17 protein-coding genes and 1 tRNA gene are annotated in these 14,210 nt (G+C 35.8%); 12 read left to right on the top strand and 6 right to left on the bottom strand.

What is annotated here, in order from left to right:
* Positions 1-13: 13 nt before the first annotated feature.
* From asnS to E0F91_RS14575, 3 genes are all read left to right on the top strand, one after another.
* Positions 14-1,450 (top strand): asparagine--tRNA ligase, encoded by a 1,437-nt coding sequence (asnS, locus tag E0F91_RS14585; protein WP_132067186.1) that lies wholly within the window; start codon positions 14-16, stop codon positions 1,448-1,450.
* 134 nt (positions 1,451-1,584) lie between these two features.
* Positions 1,585-3,051, top strand: a complete 1,467-nt coding sequence (gene rpoN, locus E0F91_RS14580) for an RNA polymerase factor sigma-54 (protein ID WP_132067185.1) — start codon at positions 1,585-1,587, stop codon at positions 3,049-3,051.
* A gap of 155 nt (positions 3,052-3,206) precedes the next feature.
* Positions 3,207-3,794 carry a Uma2 family endonuclease gene (locus E0F91_RS14575; RefSeq protein WP_132067184.1) on the top strand — a complete coding sequence of 196 codons (588 nt, stop codon included), beginning with the start codon at positions 3,207-3,209 and terminating at the stop codon, positions 3,792-3,794.
* Positions 3,795-3,887: 93 nt separating this feature from the next.
* Here the strand turns inward: E0F91_RS14575 and E0F91_RS14570 are convergent, their stop codons facing one another.
* Positions 3,888-4,478 (bottom strand): thymidine kinase, encoded by a 591-nt coding sequence (locus E0F91_RS14570; protein WP_073352621.1) that lies wholly within the window; start codon positions 4,476-4,478, stop codon positions 3,888-3,890.
* 248 nt (positions 4,479-4,726) lie between these two features.
* Here E0F91_RS14570 and E0F91_RS14565 point away from each other — a divergent pair, with 248 nt between their 5' ends.
* The 6 genes from E0F91_RS14565 to E0F91_RS14540 all read left to right on the top strand — a co-directional run bounded on the left by E0F91_RS14565 (position 4,727) and on the right by E0F91_RS14540 (position 10,619).
* Positions 4,727-5,806: a hypothetical protein gene (locus tag E0F91_RS14565; RefSeq protein ID WP_132067183.1), complete on the top strand. Its 1,080-nt coding sequence runs from the start codon at positions 4,727-4,729 to the stop codon at positions 5,804-5,806.
* Between the two features lie 75 nt (positions 5,807-5,881).
* The gene (gene rsmI / locus E0F91_RS14560) at positions 5,882-6,601 is read left to right on the top strand and encodes a 16S rRNA (cytidine(1402)-2'-O)-methyltransferase (RefSeq protein ID WP_132067182.1); all 720 of its coding nucleotides are present in this window, start codon (positions 5,882-5,884) and stop codon (positions 6,599-6,601) included.
* Entirely contained in the window at positions 6,598-7,650 is a 1,053-nt protein-coding gene (locus E0F91_RS14555; protein ID WP_132067181.1) for a flavin monoamine oxidase family protein, read from the top strand. The genes rsmI and E0F91_RS14555 overlap by 4 nt, the downstream gene beginning before the upstream one ends.
* Before the next feature lie 14 nt (positions 7,651-7,664).
* Positions 7,665-8,012: a HopJ type III effector protein gene (locus E0F91_RS14550; RefSeq protein ID WP_132067180.1), complete on the top strand. Its 348-nt coding sequence runs from the start codon at positions 7,665-7,667 to the stop codon at positions 8,010-8,012.
* A 99-nt stretch (positions 8,013-8,111) separates the two neighbouring features.
* Positions 8,112-9,800 (top strand): single-stranded-DNA-specific exonuclease RecJ, encoded by a 1,689-nt coding sequence (gene recJ, locus E0F91_RS14545; RefSeq protein ID WP_132067179.1) that lies wholly within the window; start codon positions 8,112-8,114, stop codon positions 9,798-9,800.
* A 462-nt stretch (positions 9,801-10,262) separates the two neighbouring features.
* The gene (locus tag E0F91_RS14540; protein ID WP_132067178.1) at positions 10,263-10,619 is read left to right on the top strand and encodes a hypothetical protein; all 357 of its coding nucleotides are present in this window, start codon (positions 10,263-10,265) and stop codon (positions 10,617-10,619) included.
* A gap of 63 nt (positions 10,620-10,682) precedes the next feature.
* On the opposite strand, the gene E0F91_RS14535 is transcribed toward E0F91_RS14540, so the two are convergent.
* The 5 genes from E0F91_RS14535 to E0F91_RS14520 form a co-directional block, all read right to left on the bottom strand.
* The gene (locus E0F91_RS14535) at positions 10,683-10,889 is read right to left on the bottom strand and encodes a hypothetical protein (protein WP_132067177.1); all 207 of its coding nucleotides are present in this window, start codon (positions 10,887-10,889) and stop codon (positions 10,683-10,685) included.
* Positions 10,890-11,026: 137 nt separating this feature from the next.
* Positions 11,027-11,779 (bottom strand): UDP-2,3-diacylglucosamine diphosphatase, encoded by a 753-nt coding sequence (locus E0F91_RS14530; RefSeq protein WP_132067176.1) that lies wholly within the window; start codon positions 11,777-11,779, stop codon positions 11,027-11,029.
* 4 nt (positions 11,780-11,783) lie between these two features.
* Positions 11,784-12,248: a 6-pyruvoyl trahydropterin synthase family protein gene (locus E0F91_RS14525; RefSeq protein ID WP_132067175.1), complete on the bottom strand. Its 465-nt coding sequence runs from the start codon at positions 12,246-12,248 to the stop codon at positions 11,784-11,786.
* 34 nt (positions 12,249-12,282) lie between these two features.
* A complete protein-coding gene (locus E0F91_RS17790) occupies positions 12,283-12,456 on the bottom strand; it encodes a hypothetical protein (protein WP_165930144.1) in 174 nt (57 codons plus the stop codon).
* Positions 12,457-12,462: 6 nt separating this feature from the next.
* Positions 12,463-13,230, bottom strand: coding sequence for an enoyl-CoA hydratase/isomerase family protein (locus E0F91_RS14520; RefSeq protein ID WP_132067174.1), 768 nt, complete (start codon positions 13,228-13,230; stop codon positions 12,463-12,465).
* Between the two features lie 126 nt (positions 13,231-13,356).
* On the opposite strand from E0F91_RS14520, the gene E0F91_RS14515 reads away from it, so the two are divergent.
* The 3 genes from E0F91_RS14515 to E0F91_RS14505 all read left to right on the top strand — a co-directional run bounded on the left by E0F91_RS14515 (position 13,357) and on the right by E0F91_RS14505 (position 14,092).
* A tRNA-Ala gene (locus E0F91_RS14515) sits at positions 13,357-13,430 on the top strand.
* Between the two features lie 51 nt (positions 13,431-13,481).
* Positions 13,482-13,736 carry a GIY-YIG nuclease family protein gene (locus tag E0F91_RS14510; protein ID WP_132067173.1) on the top strand — a complete coding sequence of 85 codons (255 nt, stop codon included), beginning with the start codon at positions 13,482-13,484 and terminating at the stop codon, positions 13,734-13,736.
* A 101-nt stretch (positions 13,737-13,837) separates the two neighbouring features.
* A complete protein-coding gene (locus tag E0F91_RS14505; RefSeq protein WP_132067172.1) occupies positions 13,838-14,092 on the top strand; it encodes a GIY-YIG nuclease family protein in 255 nt (84 codons plus the stop codon).
* Positions 14,093-14,210 lie beyond the last annotated feature (118 nt).

Genomic DNA, 14,210 nt, shown 5'->3' with positions numbered 1-14,210 from the left:
CTATATACATAAAATGAGACATACAAAAGTTAAAGACTTACTAAACAGTACCACGACGCTTCATGAAGTAAATGCAAAAGGATGGGTGAGAACTTTTAGAAACAATCAATTTATTGCCTTAAACGATGGTTCGACCATTGATAATATTCAATGTGTGGTGGATTTTGAGAATACGCCAGACGAAACCTTGAAAAGAATTACGACTGGAGCTGCTATATCCGTTACCGGAACGTTGGTAGAAAGCAAAGGTGCCGGACAGAAATTTGAAATTCAAGTGGCTAAACTAGAAATCCTTGGAGACTCTGATGCAGAGAAATTCCCGATACAACCAAAGAACAAACCGAGCTTGGATTTCTTGCGTGAAAATGCGCATTTAAGAGTTCGTACGAATATGTTTGGAGCGATTATGAGAGTACGCTCCGTATTATCGTATGCGGTTCACAGCTATTTTCAAGAGAAAGGTTTTGTGTATGTGAATACGCCAATCATCACCGGATCGGATGCGGAAGGTGCGGGTGAAATGTTCAAAGTTACCGCTTTGCCATTTGACGGAACGCCAAGAACTGAAGACGGAAAAGTGAATTATAAAGAAGATTTCTTTGGGAAAGAAACGAACCTTACCGTTTCGGGACAACTAGAAGGAGAGACTTTTGCGATGGCTTTAGGCCAAATTTATACTTTTGGACCAACATTTAGAGCGGAAAACTCAAATACGTCGCGTCACCTTGCAGAATTTTGGATGATTGAGCCGGAAGTGGCTTTCAATGATTTGAATGACAATATGGATTTGGCTGAAGACTTTATTCAGTACGTGATTAAATACACCTTGGACAAATGTCCTGAGGATTTAAAATTCTTGGAAACACGTTTGTTAGACGAAGAAAAATCTAAACCGGTTGCTGAAAGAAGCGAAATGGCTTTGCTTGACAAATTAAACTTTGTTTTGGAAAACAATTTCAAACGTGTATCCTACACCGAAGCAATTGACATTTTGCGAGATTGTACACCAAATAAAAAGAAAAAATTCAATTACATCATTAACGAATGGGGCGCTGATTTACAAAGTGAACACGAACGTTACTTGGTGGAAAAACACTTTAAATGTCCGGTAATCTTGTTTGATTATCCAGCAAATATCAAAGCATTTTACATGCGTTTGAACGAAGACGGAAAAACGGTTCGCGCCATGGACATCTTGTTCCCTGGAATTGGAGAAATTGTGGGAGGTTCTCAAAGAGAGGAACGTTTTGATGTTTTAGTTGAAAAAATGAAAGCCTTAGGAATTGATGAAGAAGAATTATGGTGGTATTTGGATACTAGAAGATTCGGTTCAGCAGTTCACTCTGGTTTTGGACTTGGATTCGAAAGATTGGTTTTATTTGTAACGGGAATGACAAACATTCGCGACGTAATTCCTTTCCCAAGAACGCCAATGAATGCAGAATTTTAATTAAAAGTATCTAAGGTTCTAAGTCACAAAGGTTCAAAGTTTTAAAACAGAAACAGAAACACAAAAAATAATTATAATTCGTTAACATATGTTACTTTGTAACTTTGTTACTCAGTAACTCAGTCCCTTTTTTTATGCTAAAGCAATTCTTAAATTTAAAATTATCCCAGAAATTATCTCCACAACAAATTCAGTTGATGAAGTTAATTCAATTGCCTACGCAAGCTTTTGAGCAACGATTACTCGAAGAAATGAATGAAAATCCAGCGCTTGAAACTGGAAAAGAAGAAGATGAATACGAGAAAGACGAGTTCGAAAACGAAGATTATGACGATTATGATGACGCCGAATCAGAGCGCATTGAAGCCGAAGACATCAACATTGATGAGTATCTAAGCAACGACGAAACTCCAGATTATAAAACACAGGCCAACAATTACAGTGACGATGATGACGATCGCGAAACGCCATTTGCAGCGCCAGTGAGTTTTCACCAAGATTTAATCAATCAGTTGAACACCTTTATCCTGAATGATGAAGAGCGAGATATTGCTGAATTTTTGGTGGGAAGTATTGATGACATGGGTTATATTCGTCGCAGCGTGGCTGATATGGTCGATGACATGGCGTTTACCCAAGGCATTTACACCGATGAAAAGATGGTGCAAAAAATGCTACAAGTAATTCATGAACTGGAACCTTCCGGCGTAGGTGCGCAAGATTTACAGGAATGTTTGTTGTTGCAATTAAAACACAAAACACCAACAGAATCTGTAGAACTAGCGACTGATATTATCGAAAATCAGTTTGATGCGTTTACCAAAAAACATTACGATAAGTTAATTCAGAAATACAGTGTTTCGAATGAGCAACTGAAAAAAGCCATTCATGAAATAGAAAAATTGAACCCAAAACCAGGCGGATCTTTTACCGGAAACAATAAAGTGACGGAAAATGTAGTACCTGATTTTGCGATCCGCATTGTAGATGGTGAACTGGAATTAACTTTAAACGGGCGAAATGCTCCTTCCCTGCACGTTTCTAAAGATTATCAGGAAATGATGCAAACGTACAAGGATTCTCGTGATAAATCGGCGCAACAAAAAGATGCAGTTCAGTTTATCAAGCAAAAATTGGATTCGGCTAAATGGTTCATTGATGCGATTCGCCAACGTCAAGAAACACTTTTTGTAACCATGAATGCGATTATGCATTATCAAGAAGAATTTTTCCTAGATGGTGATGAAACCAAATTGAAACCAATGATCTTGAAAGATATTGCTGATATGGTAGGTCTTGATATTTCGACAATTTCTCGTGTGGCCAATAGTAAATATGTAGAAACGCCTTATGGCACTAAATTAATCAAGGAGTTCTTCTCAGAATCTATGAAAAACGATCAAGGGGAAGATGTTTCAACACTAGAAATCAAAAAAATTCTTCAAAATACCATTGAGGAAGAAGACAAGAAAAAGCCACTTCCGGACGATCAACTAGCTGAAATCCTGAAAGAAAAAGGCTATCCAATTGCCAGAAGAACTATAGCAAAATATAGAGAACAACTTGATATTCCGGTAGCGAGAATGAGGAAGAAGATGTAAGATTGTTGATTTTAGATTGAGGATTATGAAATGTTCAAGCAATGAAATACTCCGAATCCAATGTCAAATTTGAACCTTATAAATAAAAATACACTGTTGTTGAGCACATTAAAAACGAAGTATTTTTTTTAGTAACTTTGTGAAAAAGAAGTTTTATGATAACGGACATCAATCAATTAGATTTAAATAAAACCTATTCCTATGCGGATTACTTGACTTGGCAGTTTCAGGAAAAACTAGAATTGCTAAGAGGGAAGATCTTTAAGATGAGTCCCGCACCAAGTACTATACATCAAAGAATTTCCATGGAGTTGGCAGGTGTTTTATATAATTTTTTCAAACCACATCCTTGTAATCTTTTTGCAGCTCCTTTCGATGTTCGCTTATTAGCCAAAAAGAAAGCTACATTGCATCAAGAAATTTATACCGTGATACAACCTGATTTATGTGTTATCTGTGACGATTCTAAAATTGATGAGCGAGGCGCTATTGGCGCACCCGATTTAGTGATTGAAATCTTGTCCCCAGGGAATTCTAATAAAGAAATGAAGTATAAATTTGATTTATATGAAGAAGCAGGAGTTCTTGAATATTGGATTGTAAACCCAGCCGATAAAACGGTTTTTATATATGTTTTAAAAGACAACGAGTTCATAGGAATGCATCCGTTAATTGAGGAAGATAGCATCCAAAGTAAATTATTTCCAGACTTAGATTTTAAATTAGAATCTATCTTTAATTAAAAAGAAACCCTTTCAGAATTTTGAACTCTGAAAGGGTTTTATATTTCAATCCAGTTCCGGCTCCTTCTCCTTTGGAGAGGGTTGGGGAGAGAATTACTTCTCCTGATCTTTGCGCATCGCATGATAATACGCGGCACGACTCAAAGGCTCGTATTCTTCGGTTTCGCCCAACATAACCAGTTTATCATTATCGGTTTTACGGAAACTATAATTAGCGAGATTTCCGGTGCGGGTACAAACGGCGTGAACCTTGGTCACATATTCGGCAGTTGCCATTAATGCAGGCATTGGACCAAAAGGATTTCCCTTAAAATCCATATCCAATCCGGCAACAATTACTCGGATCCCTTGATTGGCCAAATCATTACAAATTTTCACAATTTCATCATCGAAAAACTGTGCTTCGTCAATGCCTACTACATCACAACCTTGTGCTAAAATAGCAATATTTGCGGCAGCAGGAACAGGAGTGGAACGGATTTCATTAGCGTCATGTGATACGACCATTTCGTCATCATAGCGCGTATCGATTGCCGGTTTAAAAATTTCTACTTTTTGCTTGGCAAACTGCGCTCTTTTCAAACGACGAATCAATTCTTCGGTTTTACCCGAAAACATGGAGCCACAAATGACTTCGATCCAACCAAATTGTTCTTTATGATTTACTGTATTTTCGAGAAACATTTTGTATTTTTCTGACTTAAAAAATGAATAGTTTTTATTACTTTGTAATAGACAAACCGACTTAAAAATTTTATACTTTTACGTCGTTTCAAAAGTATAAAATTTATATCAAATCGAGGATTTGACAGCACTTATTTAAAAAAATAAAAATCTTTTACTCAAATGATCTCATTTTAGATCATGATATAAAACAGAATACAAAAACACATCAAACAAGACCCGCCTAACACACTATAATTTCAAAAGTTATGAAAAAAAAATTGGAAGCCGATTTAATCAGCATTGCACACAGAATATTACAGTTAAAAAATAAATCTGACATCAATCAATTATATTTGGAAACACAGAAATTATACGAAAAACTTTCTGTCTTACGATTTGTGGACGAACATTTTAGCGAAGCAAAACCAACTATTGGTATAACGGAAATCAGCAAAGCAATAGAATCTATTTATGATACAGCTGAGTCGGTTCAACCGCAAGCAGAAGTTGTAATTGAAGAAACTGCTGTAGAAGAAACTACTGAAACGACTTTGGAACAAACCGAAGAAAAAACTCCTTCTGCGGAACAAGAAGCTGTTACAACAGAAGAAGAAAGCGCTGTTGAGGGAGAGGAAACGGTAACTGAGGAAATTGATGAGGAAGAAATAATGACGGAGAAAACTGTTGCTGAAGATGCAGATGAAATGCCTTTGGAACAAACAGAAGAAGTGATTGAAGCGGCCGAGCAAGAAGAAGAAACTGTGGCAAAACCAGAAATAGTTACGGCCACGGAAATGGAAATAGAAGAAGAAACAATGGAAACTGAAGCGCCTTTTGAACCTGCTTTTGAATTGTCACAGGAAAAAGAAGTACAGACCGAGTTGGAAATACCAAAGAAAACAGAAGCCGTCCAAATCTCTTTTGAGGATTTACTAGGTGGCAATTACCACGATACGCTTTTTGTAAAGAAACAGCAAGTCGACAATATTCCCACAGCAATAGTTATTGAAACTCCAAAAGAAGTACTGCCGGCTGAAGAGCCACAATTAGAAAATGGTTTAACAGAATCTACAGAAAAAGCGGAACCAAAAACAGTTTCTTTGAACGATAAATTAGCCAAAGGAATCAACATCGATTTGAATGACCGTTTGGCGTTTATAAAACATCTTTTTGGAAACAGCAGCGAGGATTACAACCGTGTATTAAGCCAACTGATCACGTTCAATACTTTCTATGAAACTCGCGATTTCATTCAGGAAATGGTAAAACCAGATTACAATAACTGGGAAGGAAAACAAGATTACGAAGAACGATTTATGGATATTATAGAGAAAAAATTCTTATAAATATCGTTTAATTTTTCTGAATATACATTTGAACAAATACCCATTTTCAATACTATTTGAAGGTAATTTATAGCTATGTCAAAATTATACATCGTTCCTACGCCTATTGGCAATCTCGAAGACATGACTTTTCGGGCGATTCGGATTCTTAAGGAAGTCGATTTGATTCTCGCCGAAGATACCCGTACGAGCGGAAAATTATTAAAGCATTTCGAAATTGGCACACACATGTACAGCCATCACATGCACAACGAACACAAAACCATCGAGAATTTAATTTCGAGATTGAAAGCCGGAGAAAATATTGCTTTGATATCTGATGCAGGAACTCCTGCCATATCTGATCCCGGTTTTTTATTGACAAGAGCCTGCGTTGAAAATGGAGTTGAGGTAGAATGTTTACCTGGAGCAACGGCATTTGTTCCCGCATTAGTCAATAGCGGTTTACCCAATGACAAATTTGTTTTCGAAGGGTTTTTACCTGATAAAAAAGGAAAACAAACTCGTTATTTGGCTTTAGCCGAAGAAACCCGCACCATGATTTTATATGTCTCTCCACATAAATTAGTAAAGACTTTAGCGGAATTCATCACTTATTTTGGAGAAGATAGACCGATTTGTGTGTGCAGAGAATTATCCAAACTGCACGAAGAAAATGTTCGAGGAACCGTACGAGAAGTTTTAACTCATTTTGAAAAAATAGCGCCGAGAGGAGAAATTGTTGTAGTTGTGGGTGGAAAACCAATAATAAAAGAACCTAAAAAAAGAAAATTTTCGGAGGAAGAAAAATCATGAAAAAGGAAAAAGTTGTTGTAATCGGTGCGGGACTTTGTGGGCTCTACACTGCTTTTTTACTTCAAAAAAAAGGAATTGAAGTACTGATATTGGAAGGCAATACCCGAATTGGAGGCCGCATAAAAACCATAACAGGCACAACAGCAGTGACGATGGAAATGGGTGCAACTTGGTTTGGAAACCAACACCAACATCTTTTAGAAGTACTTCACACTTTAGAACTCCCCTATTTTAGACAACATACAAAAGGTATTTCATTATTTGAAACCATGTCTTTTGTTCCTCCACAAAAATTTGAAATATCCGATTCCGAAGAACCTTCTTTTCGTATCGAAGGTGGAACTGCTGCACTAATTGACAAATTAAGTATTGAAATTGGCATTCAAAACATTAAAACAAGTACTAAAATTACGGCTATCAAAGAGGAAAACAATCAATTAATCCTAGTGGATTCAAATGGGAATAGCTATTCAGCCGATAAAGTGATTAGCACTATTCCACCTAATTTATTAGTAAACTCAGTAGTTTTCGAGCCTAATTTAACTGAAAATTTTACACAACTAGCCAAGAAAACACATACTTGGATGGGCGAATCTATCAAATTCGCTGTGGAATATAAAACACCTTTTTGGAAACAAAATAACTATTCCGGTACCTTATTCAGCCAAGCCAGTATTGTTCAGGAAATGTACGACCACAGTACAGCTGATAATTCCGGTTTTGCGTTGAAAGGATTTCTAAACGGTGGAACCGCAGTACTTTCCTTAGAGGAACGTAAAGAGAAAGTAATTGCACAATTAACGACTTTTTTTGGGTCAGAAGCCACCAATTATGTGGGCTATTATGAAAACGTTTGGAGGCAAGAGCCACTTACATTTCAGCCGTATGAGCAACTCGTATTAGCACACCAAAACAATGGACATTCTATATTTAAAACCCCATTCTTAAATGAAAAACTGTATGTTTCTGGAGCAGAAACGGCCACCCAAAATCCAGGTTATATGGATGGTGCAATTTTTGCCGCAAAAACAATTGCTTCACAATTCTAACAAATTAAATCAATATGACTATAGCTGCTTTTTTAGAAAAATTAAATACAACTCCTGAAGCCATCACATTTGCAGAAACCATTACGGTAATTGAAGCCAACTATGATTTTATGCCTACTGCTTTCGAAAATGGAACGCAACACAATGCAGCGGGAGAGAACTCCGGTTCTTGTAAATTATTAGCTTTCGCCGAAATCCAAAACTTATCAGAACAAGCTACATTATCTTGTTTTGGAGCGTATTATTACGAAGATGTTTTAAGCAATCCAAATGGAACCGATCACCAGAATATCCGCAACTTCATGAAAACCGGTTGGGACGGAATTGCATTTTACGGAAGTGCCTTAGTGTTGAAAAAATAGAGTTAAAACGTTAATTCGTAAATTAAATCGACAGACATAATTAGCGAATTAGCGGTAGTTACTCTTTTGAATTCCTAAATTTTATAATCCAAAAATCATATGCGTTGGACACTCAAACCAAAACCTTCCGAAGAAACTGTACAACATTTGGCGAAAGCGTTGAATGTAGAAGATTTTGTGGCCACTTTGTTAGTGCAACGCGGGATTGAAACTTTTGAAGATGCCAGACGATTTTTCCGTCCGAGCTTAGAAGATTTGCATGATCCCTATTTGATGAAAGATATGGAAAAAGCGGTCGAACGCATCGAAAAAGCAATTAAAAACGAGGAAAACATTCTTGTTTTTGGTGATTATGATGTCGATGGAACCACGGCAGTTTCTCTTGTTTCTTCGTATCTAAAAACCTATTATCCAAACGTGGCGACTTACATTCCAGATCGTTATGACGAAGGGTATGGCATTTCTTTCAAAGGAATTGACTTTGCTGATGACAATGGATTTTCGCTGATTATCGCTTTGGATTGCGGAATAAAATCGATCGATCATGTGGCCTACGCCAAAGCACGAAATATCGATTTCATTATTTGTGACCATCATAGACCCGGCCAATTTTTACCGGAAGCCATTGCCATTCTTGATCCTAAACGTGACGATTGTACCTATCCGTATGATGAATTGTGCGGTTGCGGAATAGGTTTCAAATTGATTCAAGCTTTAGGCCAAAACCGAAATGAAACTATCGATGATTTGATTCCGTATCTGGATTTAGTTTCGGCTGCTATTGCTGCTGATATCGTGCCGATGACTGGAGAAAATCGAGTGCTGGCGTATTTTGGATTGCAAGTCATCAACACTGATCCAAGACCGGGAATCAAAGCCATCATTCATCAAATAAAAAAACAAACCTTAGATATTACCGATGTTGTCTTCATCATCGCACCCAGAATAAATGCTGCAGGTCGCATCAAACACGGCAATCATGCAGTGGAATTACTAACCGAATTCAACTTTGAGCAAGCGCAACAATTTGCTTCTGAAATTGAAGCGTATAATTCGGAGCGAAAAGATTTAGACAAATTAATCACCAAAGAAGCGTTACAACAAATTGAGCAAAACAATGAAAAAGAACGCTTTACTTCCGTCGTTTTTCAAGAAGATTGGCACAAAGGTGTGATTGGAATTGTTGCTTCCCGATTGATAGAAACTTATTATCGTCCGACGTTGGTTTTTACCAAAAGTGGCGATAAATATGCCGCTTCGGCACGATCTGTAAAAGGATTTGATGTCTATAATGCGTTAGAAGCATGTTCGGAACATTTGGAACAATTTGGCGGTCACATGTATGCTGCGGGAATGACGTTGAAAGAAGAAAATTATCAAAACTTCAAAGAGGCTTTCGAAAAAGAGGTAGAAAGAACCATTCATCCCGATATGCTGATACCAGAAATTGCAGTTGATGCCGAAATTGACTTTGCTGATATTACTCCAAAATTAATCCGAATTCTGAAACAATTTGAACCATACGGACCACAAAATATGACCCCAATTTTCCTGACTAAAAATATTAAAGATACGGGTTACGGAAAACCAATGGGAAAAGAAGAGGAACATCTAAAACTTTTTGTTAAGCAAAATAACTCTGAAGGTCTTGCTGCTATTGGTTTTAATTTGGGAACCAAAATCGAGTTGACTACGTATCAAAAACCTTTTGAAGCCGTGTATTGTATTGATGAAAATGAATGGAACGGTAAGTTAAATATGCAATTACGCTTGCGAGATATTAAATAGAAGGCACTAAGGTTCTGATTTTCTATGGCACTAAGATTTGTCTTAAAACTAAACAGCACTTAGTTAGATATCGATTCTGGTTAGTCCCTTTTTTAAACATTTTAGGGCCTTAGTAACGTTGCACCAATGAAAAAGCGTTACAGGAAAGCACTTGATCCCTACGCAGCGTTACGTCATAAAGAATTTAAATATTTTTTGTTGTTCCGTTTTGCCATAGTTATAGGCTAATATATGCAGTTCCTCGCTACTGAATAGGAAGTATACCAATTGCCTAAAGCTACAAAAAGAGATGGAAGAACATGAAAAGACTGAGTAACAAATAGAATTTTTAGAAAAAACACTTCGCATAACGAATTGATAAAATAATTACCAAATTAGAACTCCATTTTTTATGCCTTTTTTATGTTTTATTATTTAGAATAAATATAAATAATACTTATATTTGTTTCAAACTGATGACACATGCAAGAAATAAAACAAATATATCATAACCATTTAGGCACTGCATTTTACTGGAGAAAAGACAATAGTGTTGTGCTGGACAAAGTACAACTGGTTTTTAGAGAAATGGGTTTTTATTTTACCCAACAGGAACTGCAACTATTTAAGCGCTGTATTGAAGACAGCTATATACAAAACAAATGTTGCGACGATTGTGAACTAAAAAACAAATGCCACAAATTTTTACTAAAAACGCCTTGTTCTCAAATTGACTTGGCTGTTTCCATGGAGGAATTAGACGCCGTAAAAGATTTGGTGGAAGGGACTTTGTTTAAAATAACTTTGGATGATTATTTGTATGGAGAGGGAATGAATTAAAGCCAGAATTTTATTATAATTCCAAAATATACAATCGGCATTCAATTATAAAATTATCAATTTTTAATTTTTAATTTGATTGGTATGTTTCTCGTTTTGTATTCTGTAAAACGAAATCATGAACAATACAACTGCAACGATAATTTTGAAGTATGATTTTTTGTTATAATCAAAAGAAAAATCATCCAAATCGATAGATAAAAAACCAACAGTCAACAATATAATCCCTAAATAAATAAAAAATTTGGTTACTTTATTTTCGGTTTTCATAATTTTATTTTTTGCTTAATAATTTTCAACTATTAACTATATCAAGTATATACAAAAAGAAGACGCTAATGGATAACCATCAACATATTTATAAGTTATTTACATAATAAAAAGGTCGAAAAAAAAATAAGAAATTATTAATACTTTTTAATCTCAAAATTCTCGCCATCAAAAACACCATAAGTAAAATATGTAATCCAGTCGCCTAGATTCACATACTCGGCATTTTCTCCTACGGTTACTTTCATAGGCAAATGACGGTGGCCAAAAATAAGGTAATTGTAGTGTTTTGTTTCCAGTTTCCTTTTGGAATAGAGAATCAGCCATTCGTTGTCTTCGCCAAGAAAGGTCACATCTTCATCACCAGAAATAAGTTTGTTTTTTACGGAAAGGTATTGGGCTAACTTGACGCCAAGATCTGGATGGAGCCATCGAAACAACCATTTAAAAAATGGGTTAGTAAATACTTTTTTCATCCGTTTGTATCCTAAATCGCCTGGACCTTTTCCGTCTCCGTGCCCAATAAGGAATGTTTTATTTCCAAAAGTGTATTCTTGATTGTCATGAAAAACAGGAATGTTCAGTTCTTTCTGGAAATAATCTTCCATCCATAAATCGTGATTCCCAACAAAGAAATAAATAGGGATTCCGCTGTCTCGGATTTCTGCGAGTTTGCCTAAAACACGAATAAACCCTTTTGGAACTACCGTTTTATACTCGAACCAAAAATCAAATAAATCGCCCAACAGAAAAATAGCTTCTGCATCACCTTTTACTTCGTCGAGCCAAGCCACAAATTTTTGTTCTCTAGGGAAACTCAATTCAGGTGTTGGCGCACCAAAATGCTGATCGGAGGCGAAATATATTTTTTTATTATTGGGTAATTGCATGAAGTTACAGTATGGATTTCATATTATCACTAGCAAACCATTCTGCAAAAGAGGATTCCGTTTCCTGTAATTTTAAAGAAAAAAGAGTGATTCCCTGTGGTAATCTATTGATGATCCTTTGAGAAAAATCAACCACCATGTTTTCACTTGTTGGTTGGTAATCTACTAGAATAACATGGTGTCCGCGATTTATTAATTCATTTGCTAACTCAATATGGGGCGTGGTACCATTGAATACAGTCGCATGGTCAAATTGATCTACAATTTCTTCTTTTACAATCTTCTTTAAATCCGTGAAGTCAATCACCATTCCATATTTTACATTGGAACGATCTGTTATTGGTGATCCAATTACAGTTACTGATAATTTATAACTATGTCCGTGAACATTTTTACATTTACCGTCATAACCATATAAGGCGTGTCCAGTTTCGAAACTAAATTGTTTTGTAATTCTGATATTGCTCATTATAGTTTAATTTTGATGCAAATTTAGTAAATAATTAAAGTTCTTTGTCTCTTTTTTTTGCACTAGTATACATCCAATAGGCTAGACCAATTAAAACAACAAAAGGAATAAAAGATCCAATAATAATACCAATTTGGTAATTATTGTCTGTAGCATTTTTTAATTTTTCTTCAATATTTACTTGTTGCACAAGCGTTAGAATTGTCATGATAAATTATTTTTTGAATTGTGATAATGCTTTTTTAGTAAAATCAGACAACACCAGTCTTCCAGAAATTGCAGCGCGTTCAACCAAAAGTGCTTCCCAGTCTTGTGTTCCATCCCACAATACGTTCTTCATTTCGATTAAAGCATCTGGGTTATAACCTGATAACTTTGTACTGAAATTAGTGATTGCAATGTCAAGAGCCTCAATAGATTCAAAAGTACTAGCATATAATCCTTTGGCGACGGCCCAATCTGCTGATTTCCATTCTTCTGCTGCCAAAGTCATTTCGGACATCGCTGTCTTTCCAATTTTTCTTGAAACTACAGGTTCTATGACAAAGGGACCAATACCAATTGCTAATTCAGACAGTTTTATTGAAGCATTTTTTGTAGCCAAAGTATAATCGCAAGCACAAGCAATTCCTACACCGCCTCCCACTGCCTTTCCTTGAATACGGCCAACAATAAGTTTAGAACAAGATCGCATAGCATTGATTAAATGGGCGAATCCAGAAAAAAACAGCGTTCCCTCTCCTTCGTTAGAAACCGCCAAAAGCTCGTCAAATGAGGCTCCAGCACAAAAAGCTCCTGTACCTTCACTTTGAATAACAATAACTGTAATACTAGGATTACTACTTAAATTATGAAACTCGGCCGTGAGTCTGTCCAGTAATTCTCTCGGAAAAGAATTACTTGCTGGATGACCAAATGTTACCGTTGCAATTTTATTATCGAATGTTGTGAAGAGCGAGCCTATTGGGTTTTCTGATACCATGCTGGGGATTTTGATGTAAAGTTAGAAAAAGTAACGGAGCAATTGACTTTTTTTCAAACAGAATAGATTTGTATTTTTGAAATTTGCATTTTGAGAAATTTATATGCTATATTTGCGGTCAAGTTCGGGGGATTAGCTCATTTGGCTAGAGTGCTTGCCTGGCAGGCAAGAGGTGACCGGTTCGAATCCGGTATTCTCCACAAAACAAAAACTCAAGTTAAACAGCTTGAGTTTTTTTTTATTTTAGAACTATGTTTCACACTTATATTATTTTCTCTAAAACTTTAGATAAGTACTATACAGGCTCCTGCCAAGATATAGAAAATAGACTTAATGACCATTTAAATAGCAGAAGTAAATATACTAAAACCGCCAAAGATTGGGCTCTTGTTTATTTTGAAATTTTTGATTCAAGGTCATTAGCAGTACAAAGGGAAATGGAAATCAAAAAGAAAAAAAGCAGAAAGTATATCGAATATTTAATTTCAAAAAAATCATCTAGCTAGAGTGTCCCGAAAGCTTTCGGGAAGGTGACCGGTTCGAATCCGGTATTCTCCACAAAACAAAAACTCAAGTTAAATAGCTTGAGTTTTTTTATTTTAGAACTATGTTTCACACTTATATTATTTTCTCTAAAACTTTAGATAAGTACTATACAGACTCCTGCCAAGATATAGAAAATAGACTTAATGACCATTTAAATAGTAGAAGTAAATATACTAAAACCGCCAAAGATTGGGCTCTTGTTTATTTTGAAATTTTTGATTCAAGGTCATTAGCAGTACAAAGGGAAATGGAAATCAAAAAGAAAAAAAGCAGAAAGTATATCGAATATTTAATTTCAAAAAAATCATCTAGCTAGAGTGTCCCGAAAGCTTTCGGGAAGGTGACCGGTTCGAATCCGGTATTCTCCACAAAACAAAAACTCAAGTTAAATAGCTTGAGTTTTTTTATTTTAGAACTATGTTTCACACTTATAT

This window comes from Flavobacterium sandaracinum (genome assembly GCF_004349135.1).
Taxonomy (GTDB): domain Bacteria; phylum Bacteroidota; class Bacteroidia; order Flavobacteriales; family Flavobacteriaceae; genus Flavobacterium; species Flavobacterium sandaracinum.
This window is presented reverse-complemented; position numbering and strand designations above follow the sequence as displayed.